The following is a 21,653-nucleotide window of genomic DNA, read 5'->3' on the forward strand; positions in this document are numbered from 1 at the left end:
TGCCGGAGAAGGAGTGAGCTCCGGCCTACGGGAGGAAAGAGCGAAATGACCATCCTTTTATGCGTAATCGCATGCGGTCTGCTCTCGGTGGTTTATGCCGCCTGGGCGACCCGGTCGGTGCTTGCCGCCGATCAGGGCAATAGCCGCATGCAGGAGATCGCGGGTTATATCCGCGAAGGCGCTCAGGCCTATCTGACGCGCCAGTATAAGACCATTGCCATTGTCGGCGTCGTTGTTTTCATCGCAGCCTGGCTGCTTCTTTCCGCCACGGCCGCCATCGGTTTCCTGATTGGCGCCGTGCTATCAGGCGCTGCCGGTTTCATTGGCATGCACGTCTCCGTCCGCGCCAACGTTCGCACCGCTCAGGCTGCTTCCGCCAGCCTTTCGGCCGGCCTCGACATCGCCTTCAAATCAGGGGCCATCACCGGCATGCTGGTGGCAGGCCTCGCCCTGCTCGGCGTGTCGATCTACTACACCGTATTGACCGTCGGGCTCGGACATGAGACCGGCTCGCGCGAAGTCATCGATGCGCTGGTGGCGCTCGGCTTCGGCGCTTCGCTGATCTCGATCTTCGCTCGTCTCGGCGGCGGCATATTCACCAAGGGCGCCGACGTCGGCGGTGACCTCGTCGGCAAGGTGGAAGCGGGCATTCCCGAAGACGATCCGCGTAACCCGGCAACGATTGCCGATAACGTCGGCGACAATGTCGGCGACTGCGCCGGCATGGCAGCCGACCTTTTCGAGACCTATGCGGTCTCCGTCGTCGCCACCATGGTTCTTGCCGCCATCTTCTTTGCCGGCGCGCCGATCCTCCAGTCTGCGATGATCTATCCGCTGGCGATCTGCGGGGCCTGCATCATCACCTCGATCATCGGCACCTTCTTCGTCAAGCTCGGCTCGAACGGCTCGATCATGGGCGCTCTTTACAAGGGCCTCATCGTCACCGGCCTGCTTTCGATCGTCGGCCTTGGTGCTGCAACGTCGCTCACCATCGGCTGGGGCTCGCTTGGCACGGCCGGGGGTGTCGATATTTCAGGCGCACACCTCTTTTTCTGCGGCGTCATCGGCCTCGTCGTTACCGCGTTGATCGTGGTGATCACCGAATATTATACCGGCACGGGTAAACGCCCGGTCGTCTCGATCGCTCAGGCCTCGGTCACCGGTCACGGCACCAATGTCATCCAGGGCCTCGCCGTGTCGCTGGAATCGACGGCTCTGCCGGCGATCGTCATCGTTGGCGGCATTCTCGCCACCTATCAGCTCGGCGGCCTGTTTGGCACCGGCATTGCGGTGACGGCGATGTTGGGCATAGCCGGGATGATCGTTGCGCTCGACGCTTTTGGACCGGTGACGGACAATGCAGGCGGTATCGCCGAAATGTCGCATCTGCCGCCGGAGGTCCGGAAATCCACCGATGCGCTCGACGCAGTCGGCAATACGACCAAGGCTGTCACCAAGGGCTACGCCATCGGTTCCGCTGGTCTTGGGGCACTGGTTCTCTTTGCCGCCTACTCCTACGACCTCAAATATTTTGCGGCGAATGGCGACAAGTTCCCCTATTTTGCCGGCATCGGCGAAATTTCCTTCGATCTTTCCAACCCCTACGTGGTGGCAGGATTGATCTTCGGAGGTCTCATTCCCTACCTCTTCGGCGGCATTGCAATGACCGCCGTCGGCCGAGCGGCGGGCGCGATCGTCGAGGAAGTCCGCCGACAGTTCAAGGCGAAGCCGGGCATCATGCAGGGCACGGAAAAGCCGGACTACGGCAGGGCCGTCGACCTTCTGACGAAGGCGGCGATCCGAGAAATGATCGTGCCGTCGTTGCTGCCCGTGCTGGCGCCTGTCGTGGTCTATTTCGGCGTGCTTCTCATCTCCGGCTCCAAGGCTTCGGCCTTTGCCGCTCTCGGGGCATCGCTGCTCGGCGTGATCATCAACGGCCTCTTCGTCGCCATTTCGATGACATCGGGTGGGGGCGCCTGGGACAATGCCAAGAAGAGCTTCGAGGACGGTTTCGTCGATAAGGACGGTGTACGCCACATGAAGGGCTCGGACGCGCACAAGGCCTCCGTCACCGGCGATACCGTCGGCGATCCCTACAAGGACACCGCCGGCCCTGCCGTCAATCCGGCGATCAAGATCACCAACATCGTGGCACTTCTGCTGCTCGCCATTCTGGCAGGCTGATCCGTCGTGCTGCCGGGGCGCTGCGGTTCGCCGCGGTGCCGTGACCATTGAAAAACCCGCCGGAGCGATCCGGCGGGTTTTTCGGTGAAGGCATGTCCGATCAGCGCAGACTGCTCGGATTCTGCGGCGTGCCGCCGGCGCCGCCGCCGAACAGGCTGCGGGCAGCGCTCGCAGCGCTGCCGCCGGAGAGCATTTGCTGCAGGAAGGTGAGTTCTTTGCCGCCGGTCGGCGTGACGCGCGAGATCGTGTCGAACACCTTGCCGTCCTGCAGCGTGTAGTTGGCGCGGCGGGTGACGACGCCGTTCTTGTCGAAATAGACGCCCAGAACGCTCTGGTCGACGACCTTCAGCTTCTGGAAGGCGACGGCGCGCGTGCGCCGCTGCGAGATATAATAAAAGACTTCGCCGTCGAAAGTCGCCGTCGTCGATGGCGTGCCGAGTGAAAGCAGCACTTGCTCGCGGCTGGAGCCTTCCGGAACCAGGTTCAGCGATTGCTGATCGACGATGTAGCCGCCGTTCAGCACCGTGCTGGTCTGGCAGCCCGAAAGAGCTGATGTGGAGGCGATTATGAAGGCAATGGCCGCGCTGCTGAAGAATTTCATGTCAGACTTGAAATACCGTTTCTTCAACGACATCTACTCCCTTGAGTGTCGATAGCAGCCATTTGGGGCCTTGTCCGCTTACCTCCTGCAAAACCATTGTGGCCATTCCGAGTCGAATGTCTCGAATTCGCTTCACTGGCGTCTTGAGGGCGCCGTCCCGAAACTGGTCACGATCAGCATTGCAATTCGCGCCTGCTTCGGTAAACCAGCTTTCGAAATCATGCAACAAGGCCGGACGCCAGCCGGCGTGAAGAATGAGGCATTTCCGGAAAAAACATGATCTTCGGGCTGTTCCGCAAGAAAAACAACAATCAAGCAATCGTCGACAGGCAATATGCGGCGCTGACGGCGGCCGCGCGCATGCCGGAGATCTATGAGCGGCTCAATGTGCCGGACACGGTCATGGGTCGTTTCGAGATGCTGTCGATTGCCATGATTCTGTTTTTTCGCCGTACGCGCGCTTCCGCCGTGAGCGGCCAGGAGATCGCCCAGGAGATCGTCGACGCCTTTTTCCAGGATATCGACTATTCGATCCGCGAGCTCGGCATCGGCGATAACAGCGTGCCGAAGCGCATGAAGAAGCTCGCCGGCATGTTTTATGGCCGGCTCGAAGCCTATTCGAAGGCGATGGATGCGGGCGATGCGGAAGCGCTTGCTCTTGCCCTCGAGCGCAATATCTACCCCGAAACCTCGACGCCGGCCGATATGTCCGGCCTTGCCGAATGGATGATGGCTGCGGAATCCCATCTGTCTGCCGTTCCGGAAGAGGTGATCTCCACCGGCTCGGCAACGCTCCCGCCTGTTGCCTGAAGGAGCAAGCAATGAAGCACGATCGGGACGATGTTCCCTTCTCCTATCAAGTCAAGGTCGGCCATATCTCGGCCAATCCCGTCGAAGTCCATATTGAGGCCGACGACAGCGAGTTGAAGGCGCTTGCCGAGGCCTGGAGCGTCGTCTCCGTCGACGGTCTGCGCGCTGATCTGCAGATCGCCCGCTGGAAGCGCGACGGCGTTCGCGTCAAGGGTCGCGTTCAGGCGAAGATCGTCCAGTCCTGCGTCGTGACGCTGGAGCCGGTCGAAGCTGCGATCGACGAGAGTTTCGAGCAGATTTTCGTGCCGGAGGGTTCCAAGCTTGCCCGCCAGCCGGGCAACGACGCCGGCGAGATGCTGCTCGATCCCGATGGCCCCGATCTGCCCGAGACCTTCGTGGGCGATACGATCGACGCTGGGGAAGTGGTTGCCGAATTCGCCGCTCTTGCGATCGACCCCTATCCGCGCAAGGAGGGCATCGAATTCTCCGGCCATATCGAAGATACCGGCGAGAACGATAAAAAGCCCTCCGCTTTCGCTGCTCTCAAGGACTGGAAAAAGGACTAAGCTTCGCTGGAGTTTGATACAATTCAGTTGTAAGCGACGCCAAAACCGGTATTTTGGCCGAAATTTCGCCCTCGGCGAAAAGAAGGATCAGGGACGCGTGATCAGAATATCTATCGACCTCATGGGTGGCGACTTTGGTCCCCAGGTTGTCATCCCCGGAGCCGCCAAGGCGCTGGATCGGCATCCGGATATTTCCTTCGTTTTCTACGGCATCAAAGAGCAATGTGACCCGGTTCTCGCCAGGTTTCCGAAGCTGAGGGAAAAATCGGTTTTCCACGATTGCGAGCTCGCCGTCAGTATGGATGAGAAGCCGAGCCAGGCGCTTCGCCGCGGCCGCTACATCTCCACCATGTGGCGTTCGATCGAGGCGGTAAAGACAGGTGACGCCGATGTCGCGGTGTCGGCCGGCAATACCGGCGCGCTGATGGCGATGGCGAAGTTCTGTCTGCGCACCATGGCAAATATCGAGCGTCCCGCCATCGCCGCGATCTGGCCGACGCTGAAGGGTGAAAGCATCGTGCTCGACGTCGGCGCGACGATCGGTGCCGATGCGCAGCAATTGATGGATTTCGCGCTGATGGGCGGCGCCATGGCGCGCGCGCTTTTCGAGATTGAACGTCCGACGATCGGTCTTCTGAACGTCGGCGTCGAAGAGGTGAAGGGCCAGGAAGAGGTCAAGGAGGCCGGCCGGCTGCTGCGCGAGGCGAATATCGATTCGCTCGAATATTCCGGCTTCGTCGAGGGCAACGACCTTGGCAAGGGCACGGTCGACGTCGTCGTCACCGAAGGATTCTCCGGCAACATCGCGCTCAAGACCGCCGAAGGCACTGCCAAGCAGATCGCCGAATACCTGCGTGCCGCCATGTCGCGCACTCTGCTCGCCCGCATTGGCTACCTCTTCGCCAAGAGTGCCTTCGACATGCTTCGCGAGAAGCTCGATCCGAGCAAGGTCAATGGCGGCGTCTTCCTCGGCCTGAACGGCATCGTCATCAAGAGCCATGGCGGGGCCAATGCCGAAGGCATCGCTGCCGCCATCGAAGTCGGCTATGACATGGCCAAGAACGGCCTCAATCAGAAAATAGAAAACGATCTTAAGAAATATCATGCCAAGCGGCTGCCCCCCATGGGTCCGGAAGCTGCATGAGCGACAGGGTTCAAGCAATATGATCCGTTCAGTGGTTCGCGGATTCGGAGCCGCACTTCCGAAGCGCGTGATGACCAATCGTGACATGGAGGCCATCGTCGACACGTCGGACGATTGGATCGTCCAGCGCACCGGCATCCGGCAGCGTTATGTCGCCGGCGATGACGAGACGACGGCGTCGCTCGGCGAGGCGGCGGCGCGCGCAGCCCTTGCCAATGGCGGCCTGACGCCCGCCGATATCGATCTCGTCATCTGCGCCACCTCGACGCCCGACAACACGTTTCCGGCGACCTCGGTCAATATCCAGAACCGCCTCGGCATGAGCCACGGCTTCGCCTTCGACGTCCAGGCCGTCTGTACCGGTTTCGTCTATGCGGTTACCACAGCGGATGCCTATATCCGCGGCGGCCTTGCCAAGCGCGTTCTCGTCATTGGCGCCGAAACCTTTTCGCGCATCCTCGACTGGAACGACCGCACCACCTGCGTCCTTTTTGGCGACGGCGCCGGCGCGATCGTGCTCGAAGCGGCCGAAGGCGAGGGCACATCAGCAGATCGCGGCGTGCTGACCGCGCACCTGCGTTCCGACGGCTCGCACAAGGATAAACTTTATGTCGATGGCGGCCCGTCTTCGACGGGCACCGTCGGCAAGCTGCGCATGGAAGGCCGCGAGGTCTTCAAATATGCCGTCGGCATGATCACCGATGTCATTCAGGCTGCTTTCGACTCGACCGGCACCACCGCCGAAGACCTCGACTGGCTGGTGCCGCACCAGGCCAATCGACGCATCATCGACGGTTCGGCGAAAAAGCTGAACATCGATGCGGCGAAGGTCGTCATCACGGTCGATCTGCATGGCAATACGTCGGCCGCCTCGATCCCGCTTGCACTTGCGGCCGCTGCCGGCGACGGCCGCATCAAGAAGGGCGACCTGGTGATGCTCGAAGCGATGGGCGGCGGTTTCACCTGGGGCGCCGTTCTGCTTCGCTGGTAAGCACGAATCCTAAAAAACTGGCGGCGAACAAGAGCTTGACCGTAAGGCGCAAGACAAATACTCTTCGTTCGCTTTCACAAAATATTTTGTAATGGGCGGGGAAACCATGACCGGAAAAACAGTGACGCGAGCAGACCTGGCGGAATCCGTTTTCCGAAAGGTCGGGCTTTCCCGGACAGAATCCGCCGAGCTGGTCGAAACCGTCATTGATGAAATCTGCAACGCCATCGTGCGTGGCGAAACCGTCAAGCTTTCTTCCTTCGCGACCTTCCAGGTGCGCGACAAGAACGAGCGGATCGGTCGCAACCCGAAAACCGGCGAGGAGGTTCCGATTTCTCCCCGCCGGGTCATGACCTTCAAGGCGTCGAACGTGTTGAAGACGCGCATCCTCAAGGCGCATGTCTCTCGCAAGATCAAGCTGAAGCCACAGAATCCGGCTTCCTGATCCCGGTTTTCCGTTTCGGAACAGCTATTTTTTCCTCCCGCACTGTCGATCGTTGTGCGCAACGTCGAGACATGACTTGAATTCTCGGCGCCAAACCGTTGAAATATGATGAGTCGCCGTTGGATCGAGCCGCGAGGTTGCGTAGCAGTATGACGTTGGACAAGAGCCCCGATGCCTTTCGCACCATCAGCGAAGTCGCAGACGATCTTGATCTGCCGCAGCATGTGCTGCGCTTTTGGGAGACGCGCTTTCCCCAGATAAAGCCGATGAAGCGTGGCGGCGGCCGTCGCTATTATCGGCCGGAGGACGTGGATCTCCTCAAGGGCATCCGGCATTTGCTCTATGATCACGGCTACACGATCAAGGGCGTGCAGAAGCTCCTGAAGACCAACGGCAACAAGTTCGTCATATCGGTCGGCCACGGCGATCTCGCCAGCGTCGAGGCGCTTGCGTCGGGCGTACAGGAGCCGGGCGTCGGCGAACCGCGGATCGGCATGGCCGACGAAGACCAGATCGTCGGTCGCGCTAAGCCGCCGATCACCCGCCGGTTCTTCAATTTCGTCGCCGGAGACGACGATCAGCCAGAGGTCTCGATCGGCAAGTCGAGCGTCGGCAAGGAAGACAGGGCGTTGCTGCAGGAGGCGCTCTACGATCTTCTGGAATGCAAGCGCCTGCTCGACCAGGTCCGTTGAGCTTGTAGGCAGATGTCAGGCTTCGGTAAGCCGCTTCATCGCCTGTTCGAGTTCGCTGAGCTGAAAGGGTTTCCGCAGCACGGGCAGTGTGCTTATGCTGCCTTCTGGGGCGCTGCCATATCCTGTTGCATAGAGATAGGGCTTGCCGCGTTCATCGAGAAGCTTGGCGACCGGCAGCGAACTGTGGCCGGCAAGAGAGACGTCGAGGATAGCGGCGTCGAACTCCGAGTCCTTGGCGGTTGCCAGCGCCCGTTCCAGATCGGGCGCGCTTGCGCAGACCCGATAGCCGAGGTCGCCGAGCATATCCTCGAGCAACATGGCAATCAGTGTATCGTCCTCGACGATGAAGATGTCTTTCATGGTTCCCGTTCACCCTTTTCCCTTGCCGGGCATGAAGGTTATGTGGACCGCTCCCGGCGCTCGTCAAGGCGTGCTGCCCCGCAGTGTGAGAAAGAGCATATTGCCGGGTGAAATTCGATGTGCAAAAGCTGGTATGCGGTTTCAGAAGCGGAGGGAAAGAGGCCTGGGATGGATTTGCTGAGTGCCACGGACTGGTTGCGTCACAGGCCCGGTTACACATATCCGCTGGCGCTTGCCGCGGTTGGATTGACGTTTCTACTGAGGATCGTCGCCAGCGATTATCTTTCCGGTTTTCCCTTCCTGAGCTTCATTCCGGCGATATTGTTTGCGAGTTTCATTGGCGGCGCGGGGCCGGGCCTTGTCGCGGCTGTAATCGCGGTTTTCATCGTCCAGCAGTTTTTCGTCGAGCCGCACAATGTCTTCTGGCCGATCAGCGCCGGGCAATGGGTCGGCCTGTCGACCTATCTCGTCAATGCCGCGATCATCGTCGGCCTGATGGAGATGATCATCGTCGCCCATGACCGGCAGAGCCGCCTTCGCAGCGAGCTCAACAGCTTCAATACGCGGCTGGAACAGACGGTGGCCGAGCGTACCGCCGAGCTCAAGCATGAGATGGAGGAGAATTCCGCCGCCCAGGCGCAGGTCCGGCAGCTGCAGAAGATGGAGACGATCGGCCAACTGACCGGCGGTGTCGCCCATGATTTCAACAATATGCTGGCGATCATCATCGGCAGCCTCGATCTGGCCCAGCGGCGCATGAATGGAAACGAGGATCCCCGCCTGCTGAATTCGATCCAGAATGCCAGGGACGGTGCGCAGAGGGCGGCCGTGTTGACCGCACGTCTTCTCGCCTTCTCGCGCCAGCAGCCGCTCGCCCCGGAGATCATCGATGCCAACAAGCTGGTCGGCGGCATGTCGGAGCTGCTGCGGCGCACGCTCGGCGAGCAGATCCGGATCGAGACCGTTCTTGCCGGCGGCCTCTGGCCGAGCTTTGCCGATCTCAGCCAACTCGAGAACGCCATTCTGAACCTTGCCGTCAACGCCCGCGACGCCATGCCCGGCGGCGGTCATCTGACCATCGAGACCGCCAATACCGAACTCGACGAGCGATATGCGCGCACGCATTCCGAAGTCGAGGCCGGTCAATATGTTATGATCAGCATCACCGATACCGGCATCGGCATGTCGCCCGACGTGATCGACCGCGCCTTCGACCCGTTCTATACGACCAAGGGACCCGGAAAGGGCACCGGTCTCGGCCTCAGCCAAGTCTACGGCTACATCAAGCAGAGCGGCGGCCATATCAAGATCTACTCGGAAATCGACAGGGGTACGACGGTCAAGATCTATCTTCCCCGTCATGTCGGCGCGACGGACGGCCGGTTAAGTGCTGCCGGCGCACCGCCCATTCCTCAGGGCAGCGTCAACGATACGATCCTGGTGGTGGAGGACGACGAACACGTCCGTACCATGACGGCCGAAAGCCTGCACGAACTCGGCTATACCGTATTGCAGGCGGCAAGCGGAATGGAGGCGCTTGTCCTTCTGGAGGAGAATGCGGCAATCGACCTGATCTTTACCGATATCGTCATGCCGCAGATGAGCGGGCGTCAGCTTGCCGATATCGTCCAGGAAAAGTGGCCGGCGATCCGGATCCTCTACACGACGGGCTATACCCGCAACGCTATAGTTCACAACGGTGTGCTGGATCACGGCGTTTCCCTGCTCGCCAAGCCCTTCAGCCTGGAGCAGCTCGCCTACAAGGTCCGCGAACTTCTGAATGTTCCCGCGAGAAGGGGTGAAGAGCGGACGTGAAGTCGCAACACGGCCGCACGTCCACGGATCCCGATTGCGCTATTCCAGAACCTGGATCACCCGGTGCGTCTTCGGCTCAACGATGACGCGCCGCTCATTGACCACGGTATAGCCGTAGCCGTCGACATCAGGCACCGTATGCACTTCGACGGTATCGGGCAGGATGGCTCCAACCGCGATATCGCCGTCATAGACGACGGACGGCGTGTTTTGCTCCATCACATAGGTGCGCACCTCGCCGGGCAACACGACGGAACCGGTCGGCGCGGGATCGGTGACGATGACGGTGCTCTGCGCGAAGGCGGCCGAGCTGATGGTCAGCACGGCGGCCGCAGCCAGCATGATCTTGCGCATGGGAGTTCTCCTTTTCCTGCCCCAGACATCAACGCAACGCGGACAATGCGGCATAGTTCCCCGTCTGCTTTTCGCCGCGCGATCGGCGAATCTCCTCCGACAGACGCGCGCGCTTCGGCCATCGCCGCGAAGACAAACGCGGGGAGAGAGCGAGTAAGTTGTTGGCGAATCGTTTTATGCATCATACGGTTGAGCGTCCGAACAATGTTCAGTACGGGTTCGTCCGGTGACGCCAGGGCTCGGTTCTTTACGTTTCGTTAACCATGTTGGCAGTTTATGTCAGCTGAACGGCCTGCTGGTCGTTGATTCGAAGATCCCTCGCGTTTCGGCTTGCGAATGGATATCTGGAAAGACGATTGCGGCGGCTCGAAATATGCATTTGCGTGAGGCGATATCGCTGGTGGCCGTGGCGGGCTTGATGGCCGGCTGCACATCGACAGGCGGTGTGCGCCAGCCTTCCGGGCCGGAGACCGTGGCGCCGGAAAAGGCGCTGGTTCTGCCGCCGCCGGGAGGCCCGTCGATCGTCAGCGTCGTCGAGAGCAAGCGCGGCAACGGCGTCGAACAGAACATCTCGCTGTTTACCTCATCTGCCGTACCCGGTCAGAATTTCCTGAAGGTCCAGTTCCTCGGCGCCTCCGGGGCCAATCCCGGCATGGGCAATGCCGGATTCAGCATGATCAACGAGAGCGGCATCGCCCGCGAGGTCGCTCGGTCGGCCCCCGGCGTCCCGATGGCGACGTCCGCAACCTTCCTGCAGAACAGCTATGGCCCCTTCGGTTATGCCGCCGGCCGCAGCCGCGCTGGCGACACCTGCATCTATGCCTGGCAGCAGATCCGCTCGAGCGTCGCAGCCAATACCCAGGCGCGCAATTTCGGCATGATCCAGCTGCGCCTGCGCCTCTGCGACGCCAGGGCGAGCGAGCGCCAGCTGCTCGGCATCGTCTACGGCTACACCGTCACCGGCACCTTCGACGGCGAGATATGGAATCCCTACGGCCATGCGCCGCCTGCCGACGCGGCGCTCGGAAGCACCGGTCAGCCGATCTATCCCGACGAGGGCGGCTATCGCGCCAGCCCGATGCCGATCGGTTACGACCCTGCGCCTGCCATTGTCAGCCGGCCGCGCGGCGCCTCCGCTCGCAGCGCCTCGTCCGCGCAGCCGGCTCAAGGCGCCGCACCGTTGCCGGCGCCCGTCGGCCCGCGCGTACCGCTGCCTGGCGAGACGCCGCAGACGAACGCAAGGCCGGATGCGGCAGCCGTGCCGGGCGATCAATCGGCAAGGGCGATCGGCGCGGCCGTGCCGTCGCCGGACTGCATAGGCGACGCGGCCATGACGGCCGTCTGCCGGAGATAGTGAGCATGCCCGGGGCGCCGGAGGGTGCGCCGGTTGAGCAATTTCGAAGGAACGTCGATGCGCAAAGCCCGCAGTGTCATCATATGGGCCGTGGTTTCGCTCTGCATGATCGTGTTGATCACGCTGCCGGTCAATCTGCAGACCCAGCTCATCACCAGCATCACTGTCGTGACCGTCATGGCGCTGATCAAGATTATGAAAGGCGAGGGGACGTGGCGCCTGGTGGCGCTCGCCTTCGGCACCTCGATCGTTCTGCGTTATGTCTACTGGCGCACCACCAACACGCTGCCGCCGCTGAACCAGCCTGAGAATTTCATCCCCGGTCTGCTGCTCTATCTTGCTGAAATGTATAGCGTTGCGATGCTGGCGCTCAGCCTCTTCATCGTCGCGACGCCGCTGCCGTCTCGCCCCTCTCGGGCGGCCAAGAATGAGCGCTTCCCACATGTCGACGTCTTCGTGCCGTCCTACAACGAGGATGCGGGTCTTCTTGGAAACACGCTGGCTGCCGCCAAGGCGATGGATTATCCGGCCGAGAAGCTGCATGTCTGGTTGCTCGACGACGGCGGCACTTTGCAGAAGCGCAACTCCAGCAAACTGCTCGAGGCACAGGCCGCTGCCGCCCGCCATATCGAGCTGAAACAGCTCTGCGAGGATCTCGACGTCAGGTACCTCACGCGCGACCGCAACGAGCACGCCAAGGCCGGCAATCTCAACAACGGCATGAAACATTCGAGCGGCGAACTCATCGCCGTCTTCGATGCCGACCACGCGCCGGCCCGGGATTTCCTGCTCGAAACCGTCGGCTATTTCGATGACGATCCGAAGCTCTTCCTCGTCCAGACGCCGCACTTCTTCATCAATCCCGATCCGCTGGAGCGCAACCTGCGCACCTTCGACAAGATGCCGAGCGAGAACGAGATGTTCTACGGCATCATCCAGCGCGGCCTCGACAAGTGGAACGCCGCCTTCTTCTGCGGCTCGGCTGCGGTTCTGAGCCGGAAGGCGCTCGAATCCCAGAACGGCTTTTCCGGCATCAGCATCACCGAGGATTGCGAGACGGCGCTGGCGCTGCACGGCAGCGGGTGGAACAGCATCTATGTCGACAAGCCGCTGATCGCCGGTTTGCAGCCGGCCACCTTCGCAAGCTTCATCGGCCAGCGCAGCCGTTGGGCGCAGGGCATGATGCAGATCCTGCGGTTCCGCTTCCCGCTTCTGAAGCGCGGGCTGACGATCCCCCAGCGCCTCTGCTACATGTCCTCCACGCTGTTCTGGCTTTTCCCGTTCCCGCGTACCATCTTCCTGTTCGCGCCGCTCTTCTACCTGTTCTTCGATCTGGAAATCTTCACCGCCTCCGGCGGTGAATTCCTTGCCTATACGCTTGCCTATATGCTCGTGAACCTGATGATGCAGAACTACCTCTACGGGTCGTTCCGGTGGCCGTGGATTTCCGAGCTTTACGAGTATGTCCAGACCGTCCATCTGCTGCCGGCCGTCGTTTCGGTCATGCTCAATCCGAGAAAGCCGACCTTCAAGGTCACGGCCAAGGACGAATCGATCGCCGTCAGCCGCCTGTCGGAAATCAGCCGTCCGTTCTTCGTCATCTTTGCAGTGCAGATCGTAGCACTCGCCATCACCTTCTACAGGATCTATGCCGAGCCCTATAAGGCCGACGTCACGCTCGTCGTCGGCGGATGGAATGTCATCAACCTGATCATGGCCGGTTGTGCGCTCGGCGTCGTGTCGGAGCGCGGCGAGCGCGCCTTGTCCCGCCGTGTCCGCGTCAACCGGCGATGCGAATTCGGCGCCAACGGCAAGTCGTACGCGGCCTCGATCGAGGATGTCTCCGTCCACGGCGCGAGGCTTCACATCTTCAACAAGCAGCTTGACGAGCTGATGATCGGCGCACCCGGCGAGATCCGCTTCCAGCCCTACAGCGGCGCGGATGTGGAAACCCTGCCGCTCATCGTCCGCAACATCGAGCCATCAGGCGACATCACCAAACTCGGCTGCCAATACGTGCCGAAAAGCGCGCTCGACCATCGCCTGATCGCCGACCTCATGTTCGCCAATTCCGACCAGTGGACCCAGTTCCAGACCTCGCGCCGCCGCAATCCTGGGCTCATCCGCGGCACCATCTGGTTCCTCGGCCTGTCGTTCTATCAGACCAGCCGCGGCCTCGTTTACTTCTTCCGCAGCATGCGGCCGGAGCGCGAAGCCCAGCAGCAGGCGGCAAAGGTCAACGCCGGATGAGAAGAATCGTCGCCGCTTCACTGCTCCTCCTGAACGCCTCCACCTTTGCCCAGGCTCAGACGGCACCCTTCGACATGTCCGGTGAGCGACCGCCCGGCGCGCCCGTTGCCCCGCGATTGACGCCTGCCGCGCCGCCGGCAGCCACGGCGCCGGCTCCCGTCACGCCTCCCGTTTCGGTCGCACCTGCGCCTGCAGCACCGGCTGCTCCCGCTCCTGTTGTTGCCCCGGTCACCGTCCAGCCGCAGACGACGTCGATGCCTGCGCCCCAGCCTGCAGCGGCGGCCAATGCGGTTGCGCCGCCGCGCGTCGGCGATGTCCGCCGCTATATCCTGCCCTTTTCGAAACTCGGCCTTGACGGCGAATACGATCGCCGCTCGTGGTCCGTCTATCTGACGCCGGAGCAGGCAGCGGCCAAGGCAAGCTTCACTTTCGCCTACCAGAATTCGGTCGTCGTCGCGCCTGAGGCATCGGCGCTGACCGTCTATCTCAACAATCGCCCGATCGGCCAGCAGCGCGTCGGCTCGCCGGACGGATCGTCCGCCGTTAAATTCGAAGTTCCCTCCGGCCTGCTGCAGCCGGGCGCCAACCTCGTTACCTTTGAAGCCGATCAGCGCCACCGCACCGATTGCAGCATTCAGTCCACCTATGAACTGTGGTCGAACATCGATCCGGCCGGAACTTATCTGAGCTTCGCCGGTAGCGATGCCGCCCAGCTTTCAAGTGCGGATGCCATCCGCGCCATCGGCGTCGATGGCGCCGGCAAGACCGAGTTTGACATCGTTGTCCCGGCGCTGGAACAGCCCGGAACCACCGGGCCGCTGCTGCGGCTCTCACAGGGCCTGTCGGTGCTGAGCAGCATGCCGAACCAGATCTTCGCCTTCAGCACCGATTCGCTCCCGACCGCTGGGCCGGGCAAACTCGGCGTGTTCGTCGGCACTGCGGCGGAGTTGCGGCCGCTCTTTCCCGGCCTGCCGCCCGACGCCGAAAGCGCGGCACTGGCCGCTTTCGTCACCGATCCCCGCAGCGGCTCGCCCGTACTTCTCATCAGCGGCCCTTCCTGGCAGGCGGTCTCCTCGGCAATCGATACCATCGTCTCACCGACGGACAGGTCCACGGATATCCGCCGCGACGCGCTGACGACCGAGCGCTGGAGCGCGCCGAACGCGCCGCTCGTCTTTTCCGATACCGACATCGCTCTGTCCCGGCTCGGTGTGAAGACCTCCGAATTCTCCGGCCGGCGGTTCCGTACCAGCTTCAATGTCGCCGTGCCGGCCGACTTCTATGCCAATGCCTATGGCGAAGCGAAGGTACTGCTCGACGCCGCCTATACCGATAGCGTGCTGCCCGGCAGCCACATCGATATCTACGTCAACGACAACATCGCCTCCACCGTGCCGCTCACCACGACCACTGGCGGCATTCTCCGTCATCTGCCGATCCGGGTGACGATGCGGCACTTCAAGCCCGGTCTCAATTCGGTGGCGATCGAGGCGATCCTGATGACCAAGGACGATGCGGCCTGCACGCCGGGCTCGACGGCCAGCGCCAATCCGCGCTTTGCCCTGTTCGATACGTCCGAACTGCACATTCCTGATTTCGCCCGCGTCGGCCAGCGACCGAACCTGGCCGCCATGGCCGGCACCGCCTATCCCTATGGCCGGGCCACGGAGCCGACGCCGCTCTTCATCGACCGTGTCGATGAAGACACGCTTTCGGCCGCCGCCACGCTGCTTGGTCAGATGGCGATCATGGCCGGTCACCCGATCCCCGTCGAAACCGTCGCCTCGCCGAACACGATCGGCGATCGTGACGCAATCTTCATCGGCTCGATCTCGCAGATGCCGCCAACCGCACTGACGCAGGCCAATATCTCCACGGCCAGCCAGGCATCGTGGCGTCCCGTCGTCGATGCGCAAGCCGGCGTCGTCGATACCGGTACGGCCTTCGAACAGTGGAATTCCAAAGTCAGCGGCGGTGTGTTGCGCAGCCGGATCACCGCCTTCCGCGATTGGCTGTGGCGCAATTTCGATATTTCCCGCAGTTCGCTGCAATTCGTACCCGTCGCCGAGAAGATTTTCACGCCGTCCAATGCCGCCACGCTTCTGGTTGCCCAAGGCTCCAGCCCTGGAGGGGGCGGCTCATGGACCATAGTGACGGCGCCGTCGGCGAAGGATTTGCGCGAAGGCCTCGGGGTCGTGACCGAGCAATTGAACTGGCCGCAGATATCAGGCCACATCACCACCTATTCGAGCAAGACAGGCAAGATCGACTCGGTGCCCGTCACCCGCTTCGATTTCGTGCCTTCCGTCCCGTGGTCGATCGGCAATTACCGCCTGATCGCCGCCAACTGGCTGTCGACGAATATCCTTTCCTACGCTTTCCTGCTCGTCGTCTTCATGTTGCTGATCGGCCTCTCCACGTCGAGCATGCTGAGAAAGTTGGGCCGGTCGAAATGAGGATGTGGTGCACGTTCCTGCTTGCGGCAGCGGTCGCGCTTGCCCCCGCCGGCACGCCGGCCATCGCGCAGCAGGCGATGATCAATGCCGGCGCATGGTCTGCCTACAAGGCGAAATTTCTCGATGCGACCGGCCGCATCGTCGATAACGGCAATGGCAATATCAGCCACAGCGAAGGGCAGGGCTACGGCTTGCTGCTCGCCTATCTCGCAGCAAGCCCTGCCGATTTCGAGCAGATCTGGTATTTCACTCGCACCGAGTTGCTGCTGCGCGACGATGGCCTTGCCGTGTGGAAATGGGATCCGAACGTCAAACCGCACGTCACTGACACCAACAATGCCTCGGATGGCGACATGCTGATCGCCTATGCGCTGGCGCTAGCCGGCACGGCGTGGAATCGCGAGGACTATATCCTGGCTGCGTCTCGCATGGCACAGGCGCTGCTTGCCGAAACAGTGGTCCGTTCGGCCGGCCGGACCTTGCTGATGCCGGGGACCGAGGGCTTTGCCCCTGCCGATCGCGACGACGGGCCTGTGGTTAACCCGTCTTACTGGGTGTACGAGGCTATCCCCGTGATGGCGGCGCTCGCCCCGTCGGATGAGTGGAAGAAATTGTCGGAAGACGGCGTGGCGCTGTTGAGCACTATGCAGTTTGGTCCGCGCAAGCTTCCCGCCGAATGGGTGAGCCTGCACGGCCAGCCGCGGCCGGCGGAGGGTTTCGATGCCGAATTCTCCTATAACGCTATCCGTATCCCGCTCTATCTCGTTCGCGGCGGCGTCACCGACAAGGCGCTGCTGACTCGCCTGACCCAGGGGATGTCGAAAGACGGCGTCCTCGCCACCATCGATCTGACCACCGGCCGGCCGAAGACCCTGCTGTCGGACCCCGGTTATCAAATTGTTAACGATGTTGTGGCCTGTGTAACTGACGGGACCAAGCTTCCGGTCTCTGCCCTGCAATTTGCGCCCACGCTCTATTATCCGTCCACCCTTCAGCTGCTGGGGCTGGCCTATATCGGGGAGAAGCATCCGGAGTGTCTGTGAAGTCTTCTCTTGTGGCGATTTCGGCAGCAGTCGTGGTGGCAACCGTCGTCACCGGGCTGAAGGATCGTGCCGCCTTGCAGGAGAGGTTCGGTCTTGCGTCCGCCGGCAAGCCGGCGCCGGAGTTGATGATGATGGGCCGCATCAAGCCGACGGAGGCTCCTGCCGCCAATCCCGAGTTCAATGTGCAAACTGTCGCCGACAAGATCGAGGCGATCACTTCTTCGCCGCCGTCGGGACCGGCTGCGACAGAACCGAATGCCGCTGCGCCGCAGCCCGAGGGATCGCAATCCGTCGCGCCGCAGACAACCGCCCAGCCGGCGCCGGTCACCCCGCCTATCGTTTCCGAGCCGCCGCCACCGCAGCCGGCCGCGGCTCAGCCGCCGCCCGCCGTCGATGAAAGTGCGCTTCGTTATTTCGCGAGCCGCGGCGACAAGCTGCGCCTGCAAGCCGAAATCTCCCGCCTTCAGGCGCTCTACCCGAACTGGGTTCCGCCGGCCGATCCGCTCGCCGTGCCGCAAAATGGCGACAAGCAGCTTGAAGCCATGTGGAAGCTTTATTCCGATAGCCGTTATGCCGAGCTGCGCAAGGCGATCGCCGACCGCCGCGCAACCGATGCCGGCTGGCAGCCGCCGGCCGATCTGCTCGACCGGCTTGATGTCGCCGAGGCCCGCGCGCGTCTCATCAACGCCTCGGACCTCAAGCAATATGCGACCGTGGTCGATATCGCTGCCGCAACCCCGAGCCTGCTGACCTGCAGCGAGGTCGATGTTCTCTGGCGTGTTGCCGAAGCCTTCATCCAGACGGAGAGGGCGCCGCGCGGCCAGGACGCTTATGCCTATATCCTGAAGAACTGCGCCAATCCTGCCGAGCGGCAGGCGACGGTCGAAAAGGCCTCGACGCTGCTCGGCTACAAGCCGATGCAGGCGCTGCTCGCGCTGGAAAGGCCTGCCGCCGACGGCAGCAAGGAATTCGACGCGATCCGCGACAACCTCGCGCGGCGCTTCATGGCCGAAGGCAATGAAGATCCGAATCTCGCGATCGCGCCCGATTATGTCGCCCGCGTCGAAAAACTTGGCGGCACTGAAGGGCTTGCCTCCGATGCGCTGCTGCTCGGCTGGTATCAGCTTCGCCGCAACAACGATGCCGATGCCGAGAAGTGGTTCCGCGCCGCCCGCGCCAAGGAGGATTCGGCCGCCGCTTCGCAGGGGCTGGCGCTGGCGCTGATTGCCCGCAAGGCGCCTGAGGAGGCCGAGGACGTGATGTTCCGCTGGCGCTCAGATTCCGATGATGCGACCGCTACCTATCTCGCTGCCACCGCCAACCTGATGGCGCTGCAGCCACCGGCCGATCTGGCCGAAGACGTGCTGCACCGAATCGCCGTGGAAGTCATCGCCCGGAAATATGTGCCGACCGCCCAGCAGTTCGGCTGGTATGCCCGCTCCCTCAACCAGTTCCAGACCGCCGCTCGCTGGTTCGAGACGGCGCTCGCCTGGAAGCCCGACGACGAACCATCCGCCTATGGCCTTGTCGTCACCCGCGACCAGCTGGGCGACCGCAAGGGCGTGCGCGACATCCAGCAGGCCTGGGCAGGCCGGTCGACCCGCATCACCAATCTTGAGGACACCTCGTCGCTGACGCTGAATGCCGTCACGCCGCCGCCGGAAAAGGGTGCGCCTGCTGCGCAGCAAACGGCTCCCCAGCCATCCACGCAGCCGCCGCAGCGTCCCGCCGCGGCTGAGCCGTCTCCGGTCGAGCGCCGTACCGACATACAGCCGGGGCCGGAAATAGCCGTTCGCCCAACGAGGCCCGCGATGCAGACGGTCACCGTCCAGCGTGGTCCGCGCCAGACGCGGGGCTGCGCGACAACCGTCGATGCCAGGCAGCTCAGCCCGGCCGATGCGCTGTCGCGCGGTTGGTGCCTGATGGATATCAACCGGCCGATGGAGGCCATCGCGGCCTTCGAGGCGGCACTGCAGAGCCCAGTGCGCAAGGATCGTGAGGACGCAGCCTATGGCCAGAGCCTCGCCTATCTGCGCGCCGGGCTTTCCAGCAATGCCGCTGTCGCAGCCACCAAGGCGCCGCAGAATCGCCAGCGTGCCGCCGAACTGCAGGTGGCGATCCTCGCCGACCGCGCGCTTTCGGCCTTCGACGCTGGGCGTTACCGCGAAACCCTCATCTATCTCGATCAGCGCGCCCAGCTGCAGCAGGAACGCATCGACCTGATGGTCCTGCGTGGCTATAGCTATCTCAATCTCAAAAGGTACGACGATGCGGGCCGCATCTTTGAAGCCGCGGCTGCGACCGGCAGCCGCGATGCCACCCGCGGCCTCGCCGACCTGCGCAGGATCACTCATCCCGACGTCAATGACTGACGTTGACGCCGCCGCTGCTCTCAGTTACTCGCCTGCGTGGGGCCGCCCCGGCCTCCCGCCCGCAAGGAGAAACCCGTGTCCACTCTCCATGATATCCGCGACAGGTCTTATGATGCTTTCCTCTTCGACATGGATGGAACGCTGCTGAATTCCATCGCCGTCGTCGAACGTGTCTGGAGCGAGTGGGCAAGACGCCACGGCTTCGAGCCGGAGGTTTTCCTGAAGACGATTCACGGCATTCGCGCCAGCGACGTCATCCGCGGGCTCGGCCTGCCCGGCGTCGATCCGGCCCATGAGGCAGACCTGTTGCTTGCCGAGGAGATGGAGGATGTCTCCGGCATCGTCGAAATCCCCGGCGCCGTCCGCTTCCTCGACGCGATCGCCGATGGCCGATGGGCGATCGTCACCTCGGCCCCGATCGAGCTCGCCAGGCGCCGCATGTCGGCTGCCGGCATCCCGATGCCGAAGGTCATCGTCAGCGGCGGGGAAGTCAAATCAGGCAAGCCCAGCCCCGAAGGCTACCTGCTCGGCGCAAGCCGCCTCGGCGTCGATCCGTCGAGATGCCTGGTCTTCGAAGACGCCGTCGCCGGCATTCTCGCCGGGGAAGCCGCCGGCGCCGACGTGGCCGTCATCACCGAAACCCACGCCACGCCCTTCGAAACACCACATTTTTCGATCGCCAACTACCAGGCATGGCAACCCCGCCAGACCGCCGAAGGCCGGTTGATGCTGGCAAGCGTTTGAGCATTCCCGATAAGCGTCTCTTTTTCTCGGAAGCAGGCTTTTTCCGCTTGCATTGCACGCGGTGAAAAACTAAACGAAGCAAGCCGTTTCGGCAGGTCGGGGCGTAGCGCAGCCCGGTAGCGCACTTGACTGGGGGTCAAGGGGTCGCTGGTTCGAGTCCAGTCGCCCCGACCATTTAAAATAAATAACGCGACGAAATACGCCCCCAGAGTGTAGTCGCAAGAAAATCCCTTGGTTCTTTTTGGGACTCCTTCAGTTGGAGGAGGCAATATTTGTTGCTTTTTGTTAAGGTTATACCCGGTTCGTAGTTGAATACCCCAGTTTTGGATTGAAAATAATCTGAAACCTCTTCGCATTCTCGCGAATAGGTGTAGATTTAACAGTGTCCCTGTCACAGATAGCCTAGTGCGAGCGCATGGCCGATATAAAGCAGAATGTAACTTGCAGGCAGAGCCTCGCCAGCGCGTTCCAGGCTCTGTCGGACGAGGCGGTCAAAGCCGGCTGGTCGGAGGGCGATGTCGCCTTGGCGCTCGCTGAACTTGCCGAGGAGCGGGTGATCGAGATCAGCGCCAAGGTGATTGTGGAAGGCTTCATGCCTTCTCACGTCTCCGCCTCAGGTAGCCGGCGCAACAGCTAATTTAACGTCAACAATCCCGTCGTCTTCGCGGCCGTCACGAAGGATGCCTGCGCCGCGCGCGGGCTGCGCAACCCGTCGAGCGCGTCCAGGCAGTGCTGGGGCGCCACGCGATAATCGCGCCCGGGCTTGGCTGGCCATCTCTTCAAATATTCGACGGCCTCCCAAACGGTGGAAACGATCAGGCTGCTGTTTGGTGAAAGGACCCGGACAGGGGAGGGAAAGCGCTTTTCGCTCACGTCTGCACTCGTATGATTCCTGCTTCGAAACGCGCCCATAACGCGTGGGACAAAATAATGTTCCGCAGAAATTTGCGCAGTTGCTAAAGTTAAGGCCCTCGCGCATAATGATTATATGCCGGTTGCGGAGGGCGGCCGGCAATGCAAGCGTGAATGCGTTTGCCCTCGGAGGGAATGCGGCGTGATGTTACGATCATCAATTCATCCGCATGATTTGCCGCTGTTTTCGGAAGATCTCGATCTGCTTTCGCAGGTGCTCGACAAGGTTTGCGACGAACGCGGCCTCGTCAAGACGACGCCGGAAGCCGAGCGGATCGGCGCGGTCATCATCCAGCTCTACCGGCAAGGCGTAAAGGACGGCGGCAAACTCGCCGACCTCGCCAAGACCTATCTCTGACCTTCAGTTCTGCTCGATCGAGACACCGTTCTTGTCGATGCTCATCTCGATCCCCTGCGGCTTGCTTTCCTCATGGAAGACATAGGCGCCGAGGCCGATGACCGCGACGACAAGGATGCCAATGATGATGTAGAGATTATTGTTGCGGTTCAAGAGGCTATCCCGGATTTGTCATGGGACAGCTTAAACGGCTTGGTGACGA

At 62.1% G+C, this 21,653-nt stretch carries 20 protein-coding genes, 1 tRNA gene and 1 pseudogene; 17 read left to right on the forward strand and 5 right to left on the reverse strand.

Annotation, left to right across the window (positions count from 1 at the left end; genetic code table 11):
* Window positions 1–45: 45 nt before the first annotated feature.
* Entirely contained in the window at window positions 46–2,184 is a 2,139-nt protein-coding gene (locus EFQ99_RS27190) for a sodium-translocating pyrophosphatase (protein ID WP_126924309.1), read from the forward strand.
* 100 nt (window positions 2,185–2,284) lie between these two features.
* Here EFQ99_RS27190 and EFQ99_RS27195 read toward each other — a convergent pair whose 3' ends face one another.
* A complete protein-coding gene (locus tag EFQ99_RS27195; protein WP_126924310.1) occupies window positions 2,285–2,818 on the reverse strand; it encodes an outer membrane protein assembly factor BamE in 534 nt (177 codons plus the stop codon).
* 187 nt (window positions 2,819–3,005) lie between these two features.
* On the opposite strand from EFQ99_RS27195, the pseudogene EFQ99_RS27200 reads away from it, so the two are divergent.
* From EFQ99_RS27200 to EFQ99_RS27225, 6 genes and pseudogenes are all read left to right on the forward strand, one after another.
* Window positions 3,006–3,595: pseudogene (locus tag EFQ99_RS27200) on the forward strand (ubiquinol-cytochrome C chaperone family protein).
* An 11-nt stretch (window positions 3,596–3,606) separates the two neighbouring features.
* Window positions 3,607–4,161, forward strand: coding sequence for a YceD family protein (locus EFQ99_RS27205; RefSeq protein WP_126924312.1), 555 nt, complete (start codon window positions 3,607–3,609; stop codon window positions 4,159–4,161).
* A 97-nt stretch (window positions 4,162–4,258) separates the two neighbouring features.
* The gene (gene plsX / locus EFQ99_RS27210; RefSeq protein WP_125846908.1) at window positions 4,259–5,305 is read left to right on the forward strand and encodes a phosphate acyltransferase PlsX; all 1,047 of its coding nucleotides are present in this window, start codon (window positions 4,259–4,261) and stop codon (window positions 5,303–5,305) included.
* 19 nt (window positions 5,306–5,324) lie between these two features.
* On the forward strand, window positions 5,325–6,296 hold the full coding sequence (locus tag EFQ99_RS27215; protein WP_126924313.1) for a beta-ketoacyl-ACP synthase III: 972 nt from the start codon (window positions 5,325–5,327) through the stop codon (window positions 6,294–6,296).
* Window positions 6,297–6,402: 106 nt separating this feature from the next.
* Entirely contained in the window at window positions 6,403–6,741 is a 339-nt protein-coding gene (locus tag EFQ99_RS27220) for an integration host factor subunit alpha (RefSeq protein ID WP_125846910.1), read from the forward strand.
* Between the two features lie 149 nt (window positions 6,742–6,890).
* Window positions 6,891–7,433, forward strand: a complete 543-nt coding sequence (locus tag EFQ99_RS27225; RefSeq protein WP_126924314.1) for a MerR family transcriptional regulator — start codon at window positions 6,891–6,893, stop codon at window positions 7,431–7,433.
* Window positions 7,434–7,448: 15 nt separating this feature from the next.
* On the opposite strand, the gene EFQ99_RS27230 is transcribed toward EFQ99_RS27225, so the two are convergent.
* Complete coding sequence (locus EFQ99_RS27230) at window positions 7,449–7,793, reverse strand: response regulator (protein WP_126924315.1); 345 nt, start codon at window positions 7,791–7,793, stop codon at window positions 7,449–7,451.
* Window positions 7,794–7,961: 168 nt separating this feature from the next.
* Here EFQ99_RS27230 and EFQ99_RS27235 point away from each other — a divergent pair, with 168 nt between their 5' ends.
* Window positions 7,962–9,608, forward strand: a complete 1,647-nt coding sequence (locus EFQ99_RS27235; RefSeq protein ID WP_126924316.1) for an ATP-binding protein — start codon at window positions 7,962–7,964, stop codon at window positions 9,606–9,608.
* Window positions 9,609–9,647: 39 nt separating this feature from the next.
* Here EFQ99_RS27235 and EFQ99_RS27240 read toward each other — a convergent pair whose 3' ends face one another.
* Entirely contained in the window at window positions 9,648–9,962 is a 315-nt protein-coding gene (locus EFQ99_RS27240; RefSeq protein ID WP_126924317.1) for a DUF1236 domain-containing protein, read from the reverse strand.
* Window positions 9,963–10,335: 373 nt separating this feature from the next.
* On the opposite strand from EFQ99_RS27240, the gene bcsN reads away from it, so the two are divergent.
* The 8 genes from bcsN to EFQ99_RS27280 all read left to right on the forward strand — a co-directional run bounded on the left by bcsN (window position 10,336) and on the right by EFQ99_RS27280 (window position 20,818).
* Window positions 10,336–11,316, forward strand: coding sequence for a cellulose biosynthesis protein BcsN (bcsN, locus tag EFQ99_RS27245; protein ID WP_126924318.1), 981 nt, complete (start codon window positions 10,336–10,338; stop codon window positions 11,314–11,316).
* Window positions 11,317–11,373: 57 nt separating this feature from the next.
* A complete protein-coding gene (bcsA, locus tag EFQ99_RS27250; RefSeq protein WP_126924435.1) occupies window positions 11,374–13,566 on the forward strand; it encodes a UDP-forming cellulose synthase catalytic subunit in 2,193 nt (730 codons plus the stop codon).
* A complete protein-coding gene (locus tag EFQ99_RS27255) occupies window positions 13,563–16,022 on the forward strand; it encodes a cellulose biosynthesis cyclic di-GMP-binding regulatory protein BcsB (protein ID WP_126924319.1) in 2,460 nt (819 codons plus the stop codon). The genes bcsA and EFQ99_RS27255 overlap by 4 nt, the downstream gene beginning before the upstream one ends.
* Window positions 16,019–17,065, forward strand: coding sequence for a family 8 glycosyl hydrolase (locus EFQ99_RS27260; RefSeq protein WP_126924320.1), 1,047 nt, complete (start codon window positions 16,019–16,021; stop codon window positions 17,063–17,065). Before EFQ99_RS27255 ends, EFQ99_RS27260 begins: the two co-directional genes overlap by 4 nt.
* Window positions 17,062–19,437 carry a cellulose synthase gene (locus EFQ99_RS27265; protein WP_126924321.1) on the forward strand — a complete coding sequence of 792 codons (2,376 nt, stop codon included), beginning with the start codon at window positions 17,062–17,064 and terminating at the stop codon, window positions 19,435–19,437. The genes EFQ99_RS27260 and EFQ99_RS27265 overlap by 4 nt, the downstream gene beginning before the upstream one ends.
* Before the next feature lie 75 nt (window positions 19,438–19,512).
* Window positions 19,513–20,181, forward strand: a complete 669-nt coding sequence (locus tag EFQ99_RS27270) for an HAD family hydrolase (RefSeq protein WP_126924322.1) — start codon at window positions 19,513–19,515, stop codon at window positions 20,179–20,181.
* A gap of 97 nt (window positions 20,182–20,278) precedes the next feature.
* Window positions 20,279–20,355, forward strand: a tRNA-Pro gene (locus EFQ99_RS27275).
* 241 nt (window positions 20,356–20,596) lie between these two features.
* Window positions 20,597–20,818 (forward strand): hypothetical protein, encoded by a 222-nt coding sequence (locus EFQ99_RS27280; RefSeq protein WP_126924323.1) that lies wholly within the window; start codon window positions 20,597–20,599, stop codon window positions 20,816–20,818.
* Here the strand turns inward: EFQ99_RS27280 and EFQ99_RS27285 are convergent.
* Window positions 20,815–21,054, reverse strand: coding sequence for a DUF982 domain-containing protein (locus tag EFQ99_RS27285; RefSeq protein WP_126924324.1), 240 nt, complete (start codon window positions 21,052–21,054; stop codon window positions 20,815–20,817). The two genes, EFQ99_RS27280 and EFQ99_RS27285, sit on opposite strands and share 4 nt — an antisense overlap.
* A 184-nt stretch (window positions 21,055–21,238) precedes the next feature.
* Between EFQ99_RS27285 and EFQ99_RS27290 the strand changes: the two genes are divergently transcribed.
* On the forward strand, window positions 21,239–21,451 hold the full coding sequence (locus EFQ99_RS27290) for a hypothetical protein (RefSeq protein ID WP_003558379.1): 213 nt from the start codon (window positions 21,239–21,241) through the stop codon (window positions 21,449–21,451).
* 3 nt (window positions 21,452–21,454) lie between these two features.
* On the opposite strand, the gene EFQ99_RS35165 is transcribed toward EFQ99_RS27290, so the two are convergent.
* Entirely contained in the window at window positions 21,455–21,604 is a 150-nt protein-coding gene (locus tag EFQ99_RS35165; RefSeq protein ID WP_164736451.1) for a hypothetical protein, read from the reverse strand.
* Window positions 21,605–21,653: the final 49 nt, after the last annotated feature.

The sequence above is a fragment of the Rhizobium vallis genome (assembly GCF_003985155.1).
Taxonomy (GTDB): domain Bacteria; phylum Pseudomonadota; class Alphaproteobacteria; order Rhizobiales; family Rhizobiaceae; genus Rhizobium; species Rhizobium vallis.